Source organism: uncultured Kriegella sp. (genome assembly GCF_963975415.1).
GTDB lineage: Bacteria > Bacteroidota > Bacteroidia > Flavobacteriales > Flavobacteriaceae > Kriegella.
The window spans coordinates 74,766-93,591 of sequence record NZ_CAXBGN010000014.1 but is presented as its reverse complement, the minus strand read 5'-3'; the positions used below and the strand labels follow the sequence as shown (position 1 = coordinate 93,591).

13 protein-coding genes are annotated in these 18,826 nt (G+C 36.2%); 5 read left to right on the top strand and 8 right to left on the bottom strand.

All coding sequences use genetic code 11. The features are described from left to right. The first annotated feature begins 292 nt into the window (after nucleotides 1-292). The 5 genes from AACZ88_RS21440 (at nucleotide 293) to AACZ88_RS21420 (ending at nucleotide 10,705) form a co-directional block, all read left to right on the top strand. On the top strand, nucleotides 293-1,357 hold the full coding sequence (locus AACZ88_RS21440; protein ID WP_109649973.1) for a hypothetical protein: 1,065 nt from the start codon (nucleotides 293-295) through the stop codon (nucleotides 1,355-1,357). A 1-nt stretch (nucleotide 1,358) separates the two neighbouring features. Then, nucleotides 1,359-2,759: an ABC-three component system protein gene (locus AACZ88_RS21435; protein WP_109649974.1), complete on the top strand. Its 1,401-nt coding sequence runs from the start codon at nucleotides 1,359-1,361 to the stop codon at nucleotides 2,757-2,759. Continuing rightward, nucleotides 2,740-3,276, top strand: a complete 537-nt coding sequence (locus AACZ88_RS21430) for an ABC-three component system middle component 1 (protein WP_109649975.1) — start codon at nucleotides 2,740-2,742, stop codon at nucleotides 3,274-3,276. The genes AACZ88_RS21435 and AACZ88_RS21430 overlap by 20 nt, the downstream gene beginning before the upstream one ends. After that, the gene (locus tag AACZ88_RS21425) at nucleotides 3,273-6,428 is read left to right on the top strand and encodes an AAA family ATPase (RefSeq protein WP_109649976.1); all 3,156 of its coding nucleotides are present in this window, start codon (nucleotides 3,273-3,275) and stop codon (nucleotides 6,426-6,428) included. The genes AACZ88_RS21430 and AACZ88_RS21425 overlap by 4 nt, the downstream gene beginning before the upstream one ends. A gap of 134 nt (nucleotides 6,429-6,562) precedes the next feature. Further along, nucleotides 6,563-10,705, top strand: a complete 4,143-nt coding sequence (locus AACZ88_RS21420; RefSeq protein ID WP_109649977.1) for an ATP-binding protein — start codon at nucleotides 6,563-6,565, stop codon at nucleotides 10,703-10,705. Nucleotides 10,706-11,031: 326 nt separating this feature from the next. Here the strand turns inward: AACZ88_RS21420 and AACZ88_RS21415 are convergent, their stop codons facing one another. The 8 genes from AACZ88_RS21415 to thrC all read right to left on the bottom strand — a co-directional run bounded on the left by AACZ88_RS21415 (nucleotide 11,032) and on the right by thrC (nucleotide 18,801). Then, the gene (locus AACZ88_RS21415; protein ID WP_109649978.1) at nucleotides 11,032-12,222 is read right to left on the bottom strand and encodes a site-specific integrase; all 1,191 of its coding nucleotides are present in this window, start codon (nucleotides 12,220-12,222) and stop codon (nucleotides 11,032-11,034) included. Between the two features lie 121 nt (nucleotides 12,223-12,343). Next, nucleotides 12,344-13,054 (bottom strand): YebC/PmpR family DNA-binding transcriptional regulator, encoded by a 711-nt coding sequence (locus AACZ88_RS21410; protein WP_339715030.1) that lies wholly within the window; start codon nucleotides 13,052-13,054, stop codon nucleotides 12,344-12,346. A gap of 215 nt (nucleotides 13,055-13,269) precedes the next feature. After that, nucleotides 13,270-13,557 (bottom strand): 4a-hydroxytetrahydrobiopterin dehydratase, encoded by a 288-nt coding sequence (locus tag AACZ88_RS21405; RefSeq protein WP_339715027.1) that lies wholly within the window; start codon nucleotides 13,555-13,557, stop codon nucleotides 13,270-13,272. A gap of 26 nt (nucleotides 13,558-13,583) precedes the next feature. Then, nucleotides 13,584-14,297 carry an NAD(P)H-dependent oxidoreductase gene (locus tag AACZ88_RS21400; protein WP_339715129.1) on the bottom strand — a complete coding sequence of 238 codons (714 nt, stop codon included), beginning with the start codon at nucleotides 14,295-14,297 and terminating at the stop codon, nucleotides 13,584-13,586. A gap of 101 nt (nucleotides 14,298-14,398) precedes the next feature. Further along, complete coding sequence (locus AACZ88_RS21395; RefSeq protein WP_339715024.1) at nucleotides 14,399-15,223, bottom strand: sugar nucleotide-binding protein; 825 nt, start codon at nucleotides 15,221-15,223, stop codon at nucleotides 14,399-14,401. A gap of 3 nt (nucleotides 15,224-15,226) precedes the next feature. Next, on the bottom strand, nucleotides 15,227-16,144 hold the full coding sequence (locus AACZ88_RS21390) for a glutaminase (RefSeq protein ID WP_339715021.1): 918 nt from the start codon (nucleotides 16,142-16,144) through the stop codon (nucleotides 15,227-15,229). Beyond that, nucleotides 16,141-17,226, bottom strand: a complete 1,086-nt coding sequence (gene gcvT, locus AACZ88_RS21385; protein WP_339715018.1) for a glycine cleavage system aminomethyltransferase GcvT — start codon at nucleotides 17,224-17,226, stop codon at nucleotides 16,141-16,143. Before gcvT ends, AACZ88_RS21390 begins: the two co-directional genes overlap by 4 nt. Before the next feature lie 279 nt (nucleotides 17,227-17,505). Beyond that, nucleotides 17,506-18,801: a threonine synthase gene (gene thrC, locus AACZ88_RS21380; RefSeq protein ID WP_339715016.1), complete on the bottom strand. Its 1,296-nt coding sequence runs from the start codon at nucleotides 18,799-18,801 to the stop codon at nucleotides 17,506-17,508. Nucleotides 18,802-18,826 lie beyond the last annotated feature (25 nt).

Sequence of the window (18,826 nt, the reverse complement as noted above, 5' to 3'; positions counted from 1 at the left end):
CAACATTTCTGCATTCCTCATCTTATAACACGATTTAGTCTTAATTGATTTCAAATGCGAGCATTTTTAAGTTTTACAGCTTTGCTTAAATCTTTTAGCAAATATTTAGAAATAGATAATCCCAAAATTCATTTGCGTTTTTTGAAAGTGTGAAAATTTGTTAAAATTTTGATTGAAATTTATTACTTTTAAAAAATCAAATTTAAGTTTTCCCCCACTTATTTTTTTGATAATCTTAAGTCCACAGTTTTGTGAACCCTATGCCTATGTATAATACAAATGATTTCTATTGATGAAAATTAAATTTTTAAAGGCAAGTAATGGGGATGCTATCTATATCAATCTTTTAGATAAGAATGACCAACCAAGAAATATTCTTGTAGATGGCGGTCGTGAAGCTACTTACTTTGACAGGGTACGAAGAAATGGCCCTTTAAAAAGAGTAATAGATGACATTAAGTATAGGAAAGAAAATATTGATTTGCTCATTCTGTCCCATATAGATAACGACCATATTGAAGGATTTCTGAAATGGTTTGAGCAGGATAAAAAAGCACCTGATTTTATTAAAGAAGTATGGTTCAATTCTGGTGAAGCAATTGCAAGGTATTTGAAAAAACCAAAAAACGATGATTTAGATTTATTCCTTGCTGATGGGTCTAATGTCCTTACTGGTGTAGATGAAGGAATAGAATTTCAAAAGTATCTTGAAAAGCATAATCTTGACCGTGATGGCATCATTAAAGCTGGATTAGAATGGGAAGGTTTCGGTTTAAAAGTCAATATTCTTACACCTACGCATAAACAGTTAGAGAATTTACTTGAACATTATCAGGAAAAAACAGGTGATATAAAATATACCGCAGCAGGAAATGATTGGCACAAAAATCTAAGTGACATAATTTCTGAAGAAAAAAATCCATCTTTCCGATTTAGGCAAGACCGAAGTGAGAAAAACGGCAGTAGTATTACTCTATTAATTTCTTACAGAAATAAGAAGGTTTTACTGCTTGCAGATTCACATCCGAGCGAAGTATGTGCTGCTTTAAAAGATTTTGGCCATTCAAAAGAAAATGCCGTAAAGGTTGAGTTTATGCAAGTATCTCACCACGGCAGTAAAGCTAACAACAATAAAGAGTTGTTTGAGCTGGTAGATACCCAAAATTACATTATCAGTACTAATAGCTCAGGGCACGGCCACCCACATAAAAGTGTCATCGCAAGAATTGTATCTAAGAACCCAAAGGCAACCATCTATTCCAATTATGAGACAGTGGCCAATAATCTTCTCACTGAACAGGATAAAGCGGACTTCCCACAATTACAAGTCAAACTAATTTCAAAGTTTCAAATTTAAAATGAGCATCAATGATTTAAAAAAACATACTGTAAAGGTAGGTTCTGGAAGTGGGTGCGTGTTTCAGCCTATGGATGACGAATACACTTATATATTAACCGCAAAGCACCTTTTTCAAAATAAAAACGAAGAGACTGATGAATTAGAATATTTAAGTGATGGTGCAGAAATACCGTTAACTTTTTTGGATTTTGATGGCAATAAGTGGAATGTTCATTCGGAAACATTCACTATTTGCTTTGAAGAAAATTTCTTTCCTCATCAGAATTCTGATGCGGCAATTTTGAAAATAACATATCGTGCAGGTTTTGATAATATTCATATCAGAAAAAAGTGCCCACAAAACGAATTCTACCTAAGCGGATTTCCAGGAAGACTAAGTCACCAAGATACATTAGGTAATACCGTTGCAACATTTGCAGTTACAAGATTTAAACAATCTGGTGATTTTTTTGATGTTGCTGAGTTAAGTAACCATAATTTAACAAGAGATGAAATCCAAGGCTGTTCAGGTGGTGGTATTATGGCTGTTGATGGCAAATCAAATGTTTTTATAACAGGAATACAAAGTAGGATGGCCACTAATGTTGATTTATCTTTAGGTGAAATCGGATTTGTTCCTATAAGATACTATGAAGATATAGTTGAAATTTATAATGCTGCTGGAAAACTGGTAGAGTTGCTGCCGGTTTTTCTCAAATCATTTGTTTCACTTATTGGCGACACTTTTCAAATGGGCTCAGCACCAATACACAAGGAAGAAGCTGCACTTTCAGACCTTCTCACGGCAAAAGCTGAACTAATTCGACAAAGTGATTTAACACCTTTGGGTCTTAAGAGCTTTATGGGTGACGAACGTCTTTTGGTTAATTGTAAAGACAATGTTGAGCTTCGTCGCAAAAAAGTATGGACTTTTTGGTTAGAGCTGTTGGTGATTTTGAATATCGCTAAAGATAAACTACATAATGCCGAAGACTTAGATGCACTTACCCAAAACATCAGGTTTTTTTATTCCAATACCGATAAGGATTTTTTGGATGAGCATTTACAAGACCTATGGAAAGTTGATTATACTGATTTAGCTGATGGTGGACTTGTGATTTTTGCTTCAAATCAAAAAAGGCAGAGTGCGGTTACCAAGGGTGTACTCGATTTGTGTGATATAGTGCCAAACATATCATCAGCACGCAGAGAATTTGCGAAAGTACAAAACGAAGCTTTTGCTTCTGACGCTATAAATATTGCTGAAACACTTGATTTTCCATTTGACCGTTTTAAATATACCAATATAGCAACATTTAAGGAAGATGCAGCACTGGACCTTGATGAAAAATTTGTTGATATGAAACCAGTAGAGTGTTATCCTTTATTAAAAGAATTATATGAAAGACTCTTACCGTGATATAAGGGAAATATTCAAAAATGATTTTTCTGAGACCACAGTTGAAGTTACTACTGTGGAATTAGAGAAGGGTATAACCCATTGTATTTTTCTTAAAATACCCGATGAAAAATTCTTGTTAGAAAACTGGAAAGCTATAACAAATAATATAGCATTGAATTATCAAAATCATCTTGAAACAAGTTTTGAAAAATGGAATATCTATCTGTTCTTTTTAACGTCGCAAGCTATTGAAGATATTGATTTAAAATATACCATAGAGAACAACACCTTTTCCAGCCGAAAAATTGTTGAAGATGCCTCTCTGTCACAAGAAGCTCTAATTAAGAAACACGTCAACAATGAGCTGACCTTAGAAGCTGATGTAATTAGAAGTGAGTCCGTTGATTTCTTATACGACCCCATAATTTACGATGTCTTGAAAGATAAAAGAATTAAGAAAAAGAACATTTTGCCAGAACAATTAAATCTTGCGTATGATGAGTTAATCACTAAATTTAGAGAGGAAGAAGAATGAAATTCAATTCAGTAGAAATATCAGGTTTTAGGATTTATGACCGTCCAGAAGATGCCAACTTTAATTTTGTGACCGAAGATGGTGAAACTGCGGATTTTGTTTCGCTTTTTGCACCCAATGGTTTTGGCAAAACATCGTTTTATGATGCCGTTGAGTGGGCTGTGACAGATTATGTGGGGCGATTCTGGGTCACAAAAAATACCGAGAAATCGCTTAGGACAATGCGACGTCTTACGTCTGGGCAAATATCACTTTTTAAAAACCGGAATTCCACGAATGAGACTTGGGTAAAAATCCTTGACTCAGAGAATAATGTTTACAAAGAAAACCGCCTTAAAGTCGCTAAACAACGTGCAAACGATGCCAGCTCTAATAGTAAGGATGATAAGAATTTTGCAAGAGTAATTCTTTCGCAAGAATGGATTGCAAGATTTTTAAAAGAGGCTGACGGACAGATTCGCTATAAAAAATTTATGGAAAGTAATCCAGGCCTCAGCGAGGTCGATTTGTACTACCAAAATGTCATTGCACTTTCGGGTGCTAATAATAAAAAGATTGATGTTCTTGAAAAAGACATAAAAGAATTTAAGGGCAGGATTACGGAAACCTCTGATAAAGACTTGTTGGCTACCGTTAATAACCAAATAGCTGTTATCAACAATTTTGAGTTCAATGAAAGACTTGATGTAATTGAGATTACGACTACCAAAAAGCAAGTAACAGATTTTCGGGATGCTCTAACGGATAGAATTACAGACGATACCGAGTTTAAAAAATTAAAAAAATTACTGTCGCACATTCGATTGGCACAGAATGGCGATACCGATTTCCTTTCTCGTAAGCAGTACTTTGAAGCTATAGAGAACTTGGCAAATACGGTTAAGCAACAAATTGTAATAAATGAAAATCTGCTGGATTTCAAAAAACTCGAAGCTACCGCTAATGAAATAAAGCAAAAGGAAAAATCAAAGGCTGAAATTTTGACACGGTTAAAAGCACTTGAAGTTATCCAGAATTTGATTCCCGCTTATAACGATACACTTTCAAAAATCACGTCGAAAAATGAGGTCAAAAACCAACATCAGGAAAAATTAAAGAAACTTCAAACCTATATTGAAGAGAGCAATAGGAAGGTCATAGAGGCTGAAAGTGCCAACAAGAGGTTTGAAAGGCAGCGTTTGAAAATCAATGAGCAATTAGCCAAAATCCCTGAACTTAAAAACAACCTTGAGTCGCTTGTAACTTCAATTAAGTCTTTAAAAGAAAAAATTGAGCCTCAGCACAAAAAAGTTTCTAAATCGCAAACTGCATATTCTAAGCTTGAGGAAGAGATTGATGAACTTGAAAAGGTTATCCAAGAATTTGATTTGGGTCAATATTCGGAAACAAGCCTTGGTAAGAATCAAGAACAGATAAAGAACCTGAAACAGCTTGAAACTTTGGAAGCACTAAGGTTGGGGTTTAAGAAAGAGTTAGAGTCAATACAAGAGAACATCGATTCGCAAGAATCACTCAATAAATCCCTTAATGAGTTTATTGCTTCTGGTCTTGCCATTGTGAACCAGCAGGAAACCGACACTTGCCCGCTCTGCGAACAAACCTATGATAATTATCAAGCTCTGGCAGATAGAATATTAAACAACAATGCGCTTTCTACCTCTATAAAAACCTTACTGGATGAGCGCTCAAAAAAACAATCGGAAATAAATGAAAATGTAGGTACAGCAGATAAGCTATACGAAAACATCAAGCAGTTTTACGTAAATAAGTTGGCCGATTTACAAAATCGACTAAAACGTGCTGAAGAAACAAAGGAAAGTGAAGAACGTGTTCTCGATGAGCTAACAAAGCATCTAAATGCAGAAAATGAGAGGCTTCTCGACTTAAAATCAAATTTTCAAGATGAATCCATAGATGCCTACCAGAAAAAGCTTAAAGCAGAAATAGAGGTTGTACAGACTTCCAAAGCATCTGGTGAAGAACAAATCAAAAAAACCAAAGAAGCACATCAAAAATTAGAATCTGAGAAGATTGAACTTTCAGAGAAGATAGAACTATTGAATTCCGAAATCAATGATTTAGCAAATGATAAAGATTATAATGAAGTTGCCCAGTGGTTGGATATCAACGACCAGGGTGAAGAACAAATAATTGATTTTGTTAGTGCCAAGATCCAAAAAACCAAGGATGAATCCAAAGAGTTAGATGAAGCTCTTTCAACTCTAAAAAAAGAGATAAAAACGCTCGATGAAAAACTCAAAAAACTTAACGAAGAACAACTCAAGGAAAATTTAAATGAAGTAGAGAAAAAACTTCAGGATTTGGAATCCCGTGTTGGGGCTTATCAAAACCATCTTGAAGATAATCTTCTAATAAAAACAAGTAGCCTAACGAATGAAACGCTCAATAGTTCCCTAAAAACCCAGGAAACTGAAACAAAAGAAAAGATAAGCCAGCACGAGCAATACGTAATCGAGGTAAATAAACTTAAAGGCTACTCTGAAAACATTCTGCCATATTTACAATCCGAGCAGGCAAAATTAGATTTGGCCAATACACAAAAGGAACTGAAATTTTTGCACGATAATGTGCGCAAATCTCTAAATGCTGAAATTGAGAAAACCAAAAATCATTTGGACCAAAGAATTAAGGACTTCTTTTACGAAGATTTAATCAATGAAATTTACGGGAAGATTGACCCTCACCCAACGTTCAAAAATGTTAAGTTTATCGCAACTTTTAGTGGTGATAGCCCAAGTCTCGATGTTTACGTGAAAGGTGGGACAGAAGAGAATGATGAAAATAGTCTTATCCCGAATTTATATTTCAGTTCAGCCCAGATAAATATTTTGAGTCTTAGCATCTTTCTGGCTTCTGCACTTAATTCAAAAACTTATGACTGTATATTTATCGATGACCCAATTCAATCTATGGATAGCATAAATGTACTTTCTACCATAGACTTATTGAGAAGTATTGTTGTAAATAATAAAAAGCAAATCATTCTCTCTACACACGATGAGAATTTTCACAATCTTTTAAAAATGAAAATTCCTTCTAAACTTTTTAAGTCAAAGTTTTTGGAACTCGAAAGTTTTGGAAAGTTAAAATCAACCCAATTGGGTAATGAACCTCTATACTCAAAGGCCTGAAGCATTGTCGTGATTATAAGTTCACTTGGGAATGACTATAAATGTACTTGTACCTGTTTTTTGTATTTTAAGAGCAGTCTTGTAAAATTAGAGCTCTTTCTTATACTTTTATCCAAAGCGTATATTAATAAAATATGGGAGCTACTTCGGCATTAAAAGGATACAGGACACAATTTCTATACTCACTATACAGAATACTTGTCGACTATGATAAGGGCTACGTTTTTCGAATCGAAGGGGGGTATGAAGATATTGACATACTAGACAACCAAAGAGAATATGTGGAGTCTGTCCAAATAAAAAATAAAAGCGGAAACTTAAGTTTTTCTGATTTGTTTACAGCGAGTGATTCGTTTTTCAAACGAGCATCTAAGTTATCGGCTAAGAGTAATGGCGTAAAAATTAAGATTGTCTCCTTCGGAAGCGTAAGTGAAGAATTGAAGAATGATAAAATTCTTGCAAAAAAATTAAAGAAGAAGAGATTTAAGGATGAAACTATCAAGAGAATACTTGATACCTATCAACTACCAGAATTAGTAAATGAAGAGCATTTAACCTCTCAGGTTTTACAACGTTTAAAAGAGTTCAATGTTTTTACCGACCCTAGTATTGCTTTAGAACTTTTATTATTTTGGATTTACCGTTCTGGCGAAAATCAAAGGGATATCCTGGGTAAGGATTTTGTAAGTAATCTAAATAGAATTGGCCAATTTATAAGTGAACAAAAATCTTTTCAAAATCAATTTGGTAAATCCATACATCCAATTACCCTAAAAAATCTTTTAGATGAAGATGTCCAAACTCTGAAGAAGACATTTTACTATGGGATTTCTGCTAAATATGAGCATATTCTTGCTGATTTGGATGTAGTTCGGGAAGAACAATTGGACTTGATAAAAATTGCATTTCATAGGAGTAATATTGTTTTTATACACGGAGCTTCAGGTCAAGGAAAAAGTACATTAGCCTATAGATACATACATGATTATTTAGAATCAAATGCTGTATACGAGCTTAGACTTTCCAAGAACGAAAACGAGGTTTATCAGACTTTGAATACTCTTGAGGCAATGAGTAAAGGGTTAAACTTCCCCATTACTGTCTATATTGATGTAGAACCTCAAAACAACAATTGGAACAGCATTTTAAGAGAGCTTTCAAATAAAGAAAACGTCAACTTTTTAATCACAATCCGCCAAGAAGATTGGAATAGGGTGGTCTTAGGCGAGGACTATGAATTCCAGGACATTGAACTGGTTTTTAACAGAAACGAAGCCAAGGTGATATATGATTCTCTTTCCTCGTATCGGACTGATTTGAAGTTTACCGATTTTGAAGACTCCTGGCTAGAATTTGGGATGGGCGAAATGTTGTTGGAATACGTTTATCTAATTAATGAAGGAGATACACTAAGAATTAGGTTAGACAATCAAGTACGTCGGCTGGAGAAAGAGAAAAAGGTTGATGAACTAAAGATTTTAAAATATGTGTGCATTGCTGATACGTATGGCGCTAAACTTGACTATCTAGAGCTTCTGAAATTTCTAAAAATAGATAGAACCCTTTCCAATTCATACGTGCAATTGTTGGAAAAGGAATATCTATTAAAATACTCAAGAAACAAGAAATTTCTAACCGGTCTGCACCCAATCCGATCTAAGCTTTTGTACGATATTTTAATTGAAAATAATGATTTCGATGATAAAAACCAGTATATCAGTAATTTATTGAATATAATTGACGAAGATGATTTGCATAAGTTCTTATTGAATAGTTACATGAATGGCTATGCGGTTGAAGATTCCATACAATGGCTAAGTATAATTGATTTCAAATCCTGGGCGGGATTCCTTAATTCTTTTAACTCTTTATTATGGAAAGGAGCTCATGATTATACTTTGATTACAAACCAAGAGGTATTCGAAGATGCATATACACTTTTGAAAGGTGCTTGGTGGATATTTGTTTTTGTGGATTTCACTGAGATGCTGACATCAAAATCCCAACTTGATTTGCTTGATATTCTCCACAAGAATCATGAAGGCCCTAATAAAAGGAAGGCACAAATAGAGAGGTTAACCGCGCGACTAACACCAAAAGATGAGGTTTTTAAGTATTGTAACTCTTGGCTGCAAAATTACAGTCAAATTGACATAACGCCGACGGAAGTGGATGATTATAAAAATCTCGGTGAGTTATTGTTTTGGCTCGGGCATCTAAAACTACAAACTACCATACCACTTAAGGAAAATGACTTACTAGAATTTTTTGAACGTGGGACAGTAGATATAGAGATTAAATCTTTATTCCTTTTAGGTTTAAAATCATATAACTATTTCATTGATAAAGTGGAATTAAAGATTAAAATAGAGGAAATCTTCATAGCCAATTTCCGAAAACTCTTTAACATTCCATTTTTTACTGATAATGGGAAAGAAATATCGTCTAAATTCTTTTTTGACTTAACAACAGCTTATCATGATAATAAGCTGGAAAACAAACAATTTTCAGACGGCGGGATAATTGATGTTGATTTTGAAAACCTAATTGATTCTTCAAACATATTTCATGAAAGTACAACTAGGATATTAAATATGTTGAGACAAGCTTTTCCAGATAGAAATAAGTTTCAAATTAATGGAATTGGTTACAACCCTACGGGTATGGTTTCAGACCATGATCCTACCTCAAAAAACATTTCCATCGAAAATTTACCCCTTCATTTTCTTACCGGGTTAAATCGTTTGATTATCAATTTTGTTGATTATCAATACAGAACGGAGAATTGGGAAGAATACATAGAGAAAATACTTGATGACAGAAGAATACATTACAATGCTTTATTAGAGTTCAGAAAGGGCATTGTTATGTACTTTAAAAACGAAAATAATGGTCTTAAGTTCTTAATAGAAAATGAATCTTTAATAAAGCAGCCATTATCAGAAGTGGAAAATCAAAAACTGCCAAAAAGTGTTGCGGATAAGTGGTGTTATTTAGGTGACGACATAAAAAAGAAAGAAGACTACAAAAACGTCAAGGTTGCGTACAGTGCTTTTAAATATAGAAATTTCACCTCAATAAAAAGGGACTTTTTTACTAGTATAAGCAACTATATTAATCGTTCTTATGAGGAAATTTCAAATTCGTTAAAAAGACTTAATGGCAAAGGTGCAGAAATAGAAAACGAAAACCTGCGAAACTTAACCGAAGTTATTTTGAGTGATTCTTTCAAAAACCAAGTAGCTTTTCAAGAAGAACTTGCCGACAAGTTTGAAAAGTACTATGACTCAAAAGAATTGCTAACTCTTGCAGAAAAGGAGAAGAATTTGTTATTAACTCATATAACCATTTGGAAAGCATTTCTTTATTCTCCCCATAGATACCAACCAAGTATTTTGAAATCAGCTCGATTGAGATTTGAAAAAACTATTTTGGATTTAAGAAAACGAATATTGAAAGAGACTAGGAATCACTTTTCAGGTTCGAATCTTTACGGCGAACTGATTACAGACACTGATAACAAAAATTTAATCTTTTTGTTGAACGTAACTATTGAAAATTCAATGGATGCGGTTTGGTCCTTCGTCGATTTGATTTTAACAATCTTCGGTTCAACCCATCATTCATCTTTGAAAAACCTAATTTTATCCCTGAAATTTGAGACTGTAACTCTTGTTCAGCTAGTCGACGGTAAACCGATCCATGACAAGTTTTTTGAAGTTTCTACTTCAAAACTAAGTTATATTCAAACCAAAGTTAATGAGGGCTATGAGTTTACAAGCTTATTTGAAATATTTAATATCCCAAAGGACACAAACAAAGAATTTCTAAGAGAAAAGGATATTTTCTTTTGGAACGATATAATACCGGAAATCAAACTATATGAGGAATGTTATCAAACGATAGCTACTCTGCAATATTTAGATACACACCTAGAACAGATTAAATTAAGTTTTGAGAATGTTGATGAAATTGGTAACGGCATAGTTCAAAATTATTTTAGCAACATTCAAAAGGGAGTCTTAACCGATGTTGGGCGTGAAATAGAGCTAAGGATTGATAAATTGAGCGATCATTTAATTAACAACGCCGATAACGAATCCAAATTTGATTTTGAAGAATTAAAGTCAATTTGTAAAGACATAAATAAATTAACCAATGTAGATATGGCTCAATTTAGCCTATCAGACGTGCTTTCCAAGGTTCCAGAAATAGAAAAATTATATATGATTTTTGTTCAGGATAAAATTGACGAATTTAAAGATTTGTTGCCTTAGCACATTTAATATTTGGGAACTGGTGGTTATTTCGGAGTAATGGTGCCACCCATTTCGGTCAAATGGACTTATAATATCTACGCGACTTAGCACAATTATGGCACACGTTAGAGCATTAACTAGGGTACAATTCTTTCATCGGTTATCAGCCTGCTTGAATAAATATTAAATTCTTTATAGAGTGCACCTTTTGGAAAAGTGTTTTGAATATAAATGTCCTTAAAGGTTTTCAAAGAGGTAGAAGCTTCTAATTTTAGAATAAATGGTTGTGTTAATTGATGATTTTTATGAATGAGCAGCGTAAATTGACTACGATGAATCGCCGGCTAACCAAACAATCGATTCATTTCTTCCGCTTCCTCTTTGTGATAGAAATCTTTTAAATAATGCTGGGTTGTTGATAATTTGGTATGACCCAATAGTTTAGAAATCATCAATATTCCAGTATTGGATTTTACCGCGAAATCTGCAAAAGAATGTTTGGCCATATGCATACTCACCCCTTTTTTAATGCCTGCTTTTTTACACGCAATTCTCAATGATCGGTTGGCAGCGTTGTTTGAAATATATAGTCGATGTTCAATTTCTTCGGCCGATTTGTCTTCCATACCATAGAGTGGAGGGAAGACGAACGTTTCATCCTTACCTTTGTATTTCTCTATTATATCGATTGCCTTAGGGGTAACTGGCAAAGTTCTTTTCGCACCGGCACGAGTTTTAGATTTTCCCATGGTGTAGACAATCTCATTCCCGATGATATTTTCCCATTTGAGTCGGCATACGTCGGAGAAGCGCATGCCGGCGGTAAAAAAAGAAAATAAAAACATATCCCTAGCCTTAGACATCCCTTTGTGATGCGCTGGAATTTCTAAATCTGAAAGCTTTTTGATTTCATCGAATGTAAGGGATTCTTTCTCCGTATTCTCGGTAACAATTTGATAACCTTTTATTGGGTTTATTTTGATGATGCCAATGGCAACTGCCTTATTCAGAACCGCATATAGCGATTTAAAGTTGGAGGCAACTGTATTTACTTTGTTTCCTTTCTCAAGCATCCATTGTTCATAATCTTTAGCAAACTGAACTGATAAATCTGAAAATGAAACGTGATTTGCAAACTCCTTCAACTTTTTTATATACTTCTGCTGGGTATTGGCCGTACGTATTTTTCCTTTTAGTCTGGCCTCATCCACTATCTGTTGATAGAAATCCAAGAAGGAACTGGAGTCGTACTTTTGGGCATTTTTGTAAAGGAAAAGAAGTCTTTTCGCTGAAATGCCCTCATTTTCATAATACAGTTTCTGAAGTGAAAGTAAAAGGGTGTTTAAACTGGTGTTTAATTTTTCCTCTATAGGATGACGCTTGATTTTTTTTCTTTTATCGTCCCATTGAGTTCTTCTAACGGAGATTCCTGAATCTAAATATTGTACATCCCTATTAGAGGTCTCCATCTTGAGCCTTATCAATTGCGTGCCATTTTTCTTGACGTAAGAAGAAAGATAGAAATTAAGGTTCATTTTAATTAGTTCGATATTAGTTCGAAAACCAATCAAATATAAACAAAAATAAAGGAATATAAACTTTTTATGAGTTGTTGAAAAACAGTGTTATAGTAGTAGGTGTAAGGTTTAATGCTACTTATTCCTGCATGGTATGATATACGTTCTGTACATCATCATCTTCTTCGATTTTTTCCAACAATTTTTCTACATCAGCGACCTCTGCTTCCGTTAATTCTTTTGTCACTTGAGGAATGCGTTCAAAACCAGAAGACAATATTTCTATACTGCGATTTTCTAATTCTTTCTGAATGGCTCCAAAGCTTTCAAAAGGAGCATAGATTAGCAGCCCGTCTTCATCTTCGAAAATCTCTTCGGTACCAAAATCTATCATTTCGAGCTCGAGCTCTTCAGGGTCGATACCCTCAGCTGCAATGCGAAAGTTGCAGGTGTGGTCGAACATGAACTCAACAGATCCAGAGGTGCCTAGACTACCGTCACATTTATTGAAATAACTACGTATGTTGGCTACCGTACGGGTATTGTTGTCTGTTGCCGTTTCTATGAGAATCGCAATTCCGTGAGGTGCATAACCTTCAAAAAGCACTTCTTTGTAATCGCCCTGACTTTTATCGGACGCCCTTTTGATAGCTCGCTCAATATTGTCTTTGGGCATGTTGACAGACTTGGCGTTCTGTATTACTGCTCGCAGTCTCGAATTGGAATCTGGATCAGGCCCTCCTTCCTTTACGGCCATAACAATATCTTTGCCAATACGAGTAAAGGCCTTGGACATTGCGGCCCATCGTTTCATTTTACGTGCTTTTCGAAATTCAAAAGCTCTTCCCATAATCTATTATTGCATTAAATTGATACGGACAAATTTAAGAAAATTTAAGAACGAAAAAGAGCAGTACTCGAGTAAGTACCAAGATATTACTGATTTTGGTATAACTAATTGTCTGACAGTGTTTTTGTTTTGACTTCAAAGAGATGTCCACCTCAAAAACAACATGGGCTGCGTGTCATATTTATTTTTTAGAGGGGCAGTATCGCCAACGGATGCTATACACCTTCAATAATCTTCTCGATGGCGTGGGCCAAAACAAAGTCTTTTTCAGTTACTCCCCCTGCGTCATGTGTACTTAAGCGTATGTTCAAAGTATTATATACATTGTTCCAATCAGGATGATGGCCTTGAACCTCACATTCAAACGCAATGTGGGTCATTGTTGCGAAAGCTTCTCGAAAATCTTTGAATTCGAACGTGGTTTCAATTGCCTCGTTCACATATTCCCAGCCCTCAATTTTGTCTAGGCGTTCTTCTATGGTTCGTTCTGATAATTTTTCCATTGTACTAATCGATTTTTAATTTGTTGTTATCTATATTCGGGGTTTTCAAATGCCCATCGGGAACCGGTGTCCCAAGCTTTTCTTGAATTTCCATGGCTTGGGTAGCCTTCTTTCTCTTTTAGAATTTTCGCCAAATGTAACAGATTATATGTCATAAATGTAGTATTTCTGTTGGTGAAATCGTTTTGCGCTGCATTTGATTCCTTGTCTAAATAACTTGGGCCGGGCCCAATTTCACCGATCCACCCACAATCGCCTTGGGGAGGAATAGAATATCCTAAATGTTGTAAGGCATACAATATGCCCATAGCGCAATGTTTGACCCCGTCTTCATTACCCGTTATTATAGTTCCGCCTACCTTTCCGTAGAACAAATATTGTCCTTTGTCGTTTTGTTTTCCAGACATTGCGTAAAGCCGCTCGATTACCTTTGTACATATTGACGAACGCTCACCCAGCCAAATAGGAGTACCTAAAATTAAAATGTCAGCCGCAAAAATTGTTTTGAACAGCTTGGGCCATTCATCTTTATCGGCTCCTTCTTTTGTCATATCGGGTTGCACCCCATAAGCAATTTCATAGTCAACGGCCCGAATAGTTTCTACCGATACGCCTTCTTTTTCCATGATTCGCTGTGAAACGTCTATCAAGCCTTGTGTATGGCTTTGTCGAGGAGATTTTTTTAAAGTACAATTGACATAAACGGCTTTGAGGCCACTGAAATCTATCTGGTCATCCATCATAACTCATGTAAGTTTAATCTTTTAAAGTTACTAAAATTACGAACTGCTACTGTGGTAGATATGATATGCGTTCATAATTTAGCGGTATGAACACGGAGCTAACCCGAAATGTGATGATCTATAATGTCTTGGCTGCTAAATTGTAAGTTTTTTGGAAGAATATTGTCTTTGGGAAGAACCGCAAGGTACCGTTCGTCGTTGGTGGTATATATTCTTTTAAAGATAGGATTGAAATGGCCTATGCGATCGACAACTTCGCTAATGAAGTCTTCATGGTGCACCAAATCATTGCACCCTAAATGAAACACACCTGTTTTATTTCTATTGATTAAATAATGAATTTGTTGGGTGAATTTGTCATCATTGGTGACGTTTATAACCAGATTTGGAAAAACTTCTACGGGTTCATTCCCCCAAATGGCCTGTTTAATCTGTTTTATTCGTGGAGAGCCATTGCCGAAGACCATGGGTACGCGAAGAATGGTCGTTTTCTTTTTGGGCAGACGCAACAACATGTTCTCAATCTTTATTTTTAACCTTCCATAAACACTCTCTGAAAGTGTTTTGTCATTTTCATAGGAGGGGTATTTGCTATAAGCGTCAAAAACGTTGGCGGAAGAAATAAAGTAAAGCTTACAATCGTCTCTTTTTTTCAGGTATTCGACAATGTGTTGGTGTGCCAGTATTTGAGCCGCAAAATTACCCCGTATCGCCGAAATAATATATTGGGGGTTTACCTTTTCAAGCAATTGAACCACATCATCCTCGTGCATGTCGTACTTAAAGAACTTTTGATTGCTCTCGAAAGCCCGACGGGCCGAATTATAGGTTCCATAAGTGTCATAATAGTTGTAGAGTTCTTTATAAAGCGCATTTCCTAAAAACCCGCTTCCACCTAATATGAGTATTTTTTTTGACTGCAATAGTTAAAATATTGATTGACCGGTTGCCGTGGTCAGTTTTTCCAAAGCTTCCATACCTAATTTTGAGTTTCCTTTTGGATTGAGTCCGGGGGACCAGGTGGCTACGCAATATTTCCCGGGTAAGACCGCAACAATACCACCACCAACACCACTTTTGCCGGGTAGGCCCACCTCAAAGGCAAACTCTCCTGCTTCATCATAAAAACCGCAGGTAAGCATGATAGAATTAATTCGTTTTACCTGTCTTAGTGTGAGTTGTTTTTGTTCACGTTGACAAAGACCTCGGTTCATGAACATAAAAAATACCTTTGTCAATTGTTCGCATGTCATTTGAAGAGAACATTGATGAAAGTAAAAATCCAATACCGTCTCAACATCATTCTTTAAATTACCATACGATTTCAACAAATTTGCAGCGGCATAGTTTCTGAATCCGGTCTCCTTTTCAGATTTTGCGATGGTCTTATCAAAATCGATGGTCTGGTCATTGCACAAATCTCTTACGAATTTTAGAAAATCGGCTTTTGGATTTGAAAGTTTAGTAACCAATACATCGGCGACTACAATAGCTCCCGCATTGATTAGGGGGTTTCTAGGAATACCATTTTCCATTTCTAAAAGCGATAGATGGTTGAACGGGTCACCTGAAGGCTCCACATCTACACGCCGCCATAAATCTTCGCCAACCATAGCAATGGCCTTGGCAAGGGTCAGTACTTTTGAAATACTTTGAATAGAAAATTTTTCTGTGGAATTACCAGCTCCAAAATCATTTTTTTGGGCATCCACCAAATGGATACCGAATTTATAGCGATCAACTTTGGCAAGTTCTGGAATATAGGTTGCCACCTTGCCTCGATCTTCTGTCGATTGACAGCCAGAGGCTATATGGTCCAAAATTAGTTGATAGTCTATCGTCATACATTATAGAAAGGTAGTTTTACAACGGTCGCAGGTACCAAATTCTTGCGTATCTGCACATTTATTTTGGTGCCTGTTGTCGAAAGATTTGCGGGGACATAGCCGAGTCCGATACCTTTTCCTATCGAGGGAGACATCGTACCTGAAGTAACCGTACCTATTTTTTCACCTTGAGGGTCAACAATATTATAACCATGCCTTGGAATACCTCTTTCCTCTAAAGCAAACGCAATAAGTTTTCGTTTAGGGCCCTGTTCTTTTTCCTTTTTCAAGGTATCGCTGTTGACAAAATCTTTGGCAAACTTGGTGATCCAACCCAAACCCGCTTCTAAAGGTGACGTTTCATCGTTGATGTCATTTCCATAAAGACAATACCCCATTTCTAATCGAAGGGTGTCACGTGCGGCGAGACCAATGGGCTTTATGCCATGAGCTGCACCAGCTTCGAATACCTTGTCCCAAACCTGTTTTACTTCTTCATTTTTGCAGTAGATTTCAAAACCACCAGATCCAGTATACCCTGTTGCCGAAATGATCACATGTGGTATTCCGGCAAAATCGGCAACGACAAAATTGTAGAACTTGATGGCTGATAGGTCAACAGAGGTTAGTGTCTGCATAGCTTCTACTGCCTTAGGCCCCTGAATAGCCAAAAGCGAATAGCCTTCCGAGATATTCCGCATATCGGCATTAAAATCAGTATTGTATTTCGATATGTGATTCCAATCTTTTTCAATATTAGCTGCATTTACTACTAATAAATATTGGTCTTCTTTCAAACGGTAAACAATAAGATCATCTACAATGCCGCCCGTTTCGTTTGGCAAGCAACTGTATTGTGCTTTTCCGATGGTCAATTTAGAGGCGTCGTTCGAGGTCACTTTTTGTATCAGATCCAAAGCGGTGGGGCCACTGATTAAAAATTCTCCCATATGGGAAACATCAAAAACACCAACACCCTTGCGCACGGTTTCATGTTCGGCATTTACACCCTCGTAAGAAACGGGCATGTTATAGCCGGCAAAAGGTACTATTTTGGCACCAAGAGCTTCGTGGGTCGCAGTGAGGGCGGTATTTTTCATAGGTAAAGAATGTTTATGGTTTTTACTTTCTCTTCAAGTTCGTGGTTGATAGCCGTCGATTTTTGAAAGGCACCGGTCTTTGCTATATTTCAACCTTTAGGCTCGGCAAAGCTATAGAATATATAAAGGATACAAAAATAGCGGTTGGTAATGTTTTGCAAAAAAAACAGGGAGTACTAGAAACGAGATTAATTCAAGGCGAAACTCTCTCATTTTCTTTATAAGATTTTATATGGCTTACTTTCAATATGGAAACAAAGGGGGCGTTCACCCCCTAAATTAGTTTCTTAGAAGAAAAGTTTTGAGCTCGTCATATTCTTTTATTTGGATAAACTTTTTCTCTTTGTCCATCACCTTTTGAATTTGTGCTGGAATTTCAAGTGATTTTCCGATGGTTTCCTCTACAATATCCAAGAATTTAACGGGATGCGCCGTCTCTAAAAAGATACCAAAAGTGTCGTGATGCTCTGACTGATATTTTTTTAGCCCGAGATACCCTACCGCACCATGCGGGTCGGCAATGTAGTTGTTTTCCTTATATATATCCTGCATGGCCTTTTTTGTTTCTTCATCGGTAAAAGCGAATGAAGAAAGATTTTGGTTCAATGCCTCAAAATTATCTTGATATAAATGTCGAATGCGTATGAAGTTACTAGGGTCGCCTACGTCCATAGCGTTGGAGATGGTCGCCGTTGAAGGTTTCGGATTGTAATTTTGTGTACGCATAAATTCAGGCACGGTATCATTGACATTGGTCGACGCTATAAAATGTTTTACAGGCATGCCTAACCGTTGTGCAACCATTCCTGCGCAGATGTTTCCAAAATTGCCGCTGGGTACAGAGAACACAATTTCTTTTCCTTTAGATTTTACTTGTTTGTAGGCTAAAAGAAAATAGAATAATTGAGGAAGCCATCGTGCAACATTAATAGAATTCGCTGAGGTCAGCTGCATTTGCTCAAGCAGTTCTTTATCTAAGAAAGCTGTTTTTACCATTTCTTGGCAGTCATCAAAAGTGCCGTCTACGCTTAAGGCAGTAATATTTTGCCCAAGTGTGGTCAGTTGTCTTTCTTGAATATCACTAACTTTTCCTTTTGGGTATAGAATGACCACTTTCACTCCAGGTACGCCCAGAAATCCATTGGCTACGGCTCCACCAGTATCACCCGATGTGGCTACGAGTACAGTTACTTCTTGGTTCTGGTTTTCTGAAAAATACCCTAGACAGCGTGCCATAAAACGAGCGCCGACATCTTTAAAGGCCATGGTCGGGCCATGAAACAATTCTAAGGTGGCTACATTTTTTTCAATTTGAACGACTGGAAAATCAAAATCGAGTACCTCTTTCAAAATATTTTTTAAAGTGGCGTCGGGCAGGTCATCTTGAACATACTGATGAATAGCCTGAAATGCTATTTCAGTAGTCGATAGCTTTTCAATATTCTCGAAGAAGGATGCGGGTAACGCTGAAATACTTTCCGGAAAGTATAATCCTCGGTCGGGTGCTATTCCTTTAATAACCGCGTTTTTAAATGATACGTTAGCGGCTTTCTTGTTTAGACTGTAAAAGTTCATGGTTATGCTAAGATTTTTTATGTGG

Bases quoted from the DNA above. Each gene is read 5' to 3' on its own strand.
- thrC (WP_339715016.1), bottom strand. From the start codon at position 18,801: ATGAACTTTTACAGTCTAAACAAGAAAGCCGCTAACGTATCATTTAAA.
- AACZ88_RS21400 (WP_339715129.1), bottom strand. From the start codon at position 14,297: ATGGATGACCAGATAGATTTCAGTGGCCTCAAAGCCGTTTATGTCAAT.
- AACZ88_RS21405 (WP_339715027.1), bottom strand. From the start codon at position 13,557: ATGGAAAAATTATCAGAACGAACCATAGAAGAACGCCTAGACAAAATT.
- gcvT (WP_339715018.1), bottom strand. From the start codon at position 17,226: ATGAAAAATACCGCCCTCACTGCGACCCACGAAGCTCTTGGTGCCAAA.
- AACZ88_RS21435 (WP_109649974.1), top strand. From the start codon at position 1,359: ATGAGCATCAATGATTTAAAAAAACATACTGTAAAGGTAGGTTCTGGA.
- AACZ88_RS21430 (WP_109649975.1), top strand. From the start codon at position 2,740: ATGAAAGACTCTTACCGTGATATAAGGGAAATATTCAAAAATGATTTT.
- AACZ88_RS21410 (WP_339715030.1), bottom strand. From the start codon at position 13,054: ATGGGAAGAGCTTTTGAATTTCGAAAAGCACGTAAAATGAAACGATGG.
- AACZ88_RS21390 (WP_339715021.1), bottom strand. From the start codon at position 16,144: ATGACGATAGACTATCAACTAATTTTGGACCATATAGCCTCTGGCTGT.
- AACZ88_RS21415 (WP_109649978.1), bottom strand. From the start codon at position 12,222: ATGAACCTTAATTTCTATCTTTCTTCTTACGTCAAGAAAAATGGCACG.
- AACZ88_RS21420 (WP_109649977.1), top strand. From the start codon at position 6,563: ATGGGAGCTACTTCGGCATTAAAAGGATACAGGACACAATTTCTATAC.
- AACZ88_RS21425 (WP_109649976.1), top strand. From the start codon at position 3,273: ATGAAATTCAATTCAGTAGAAATATCAGGTTTTAGGATTTATGACCGT.
- AACZ88_RS21440 (WP_109649973.1), top strand. From the start codon at position 293: ATGAAAATTAAATTTTTAAAGGCAAGTAATGGGGATGCTATCTATATC.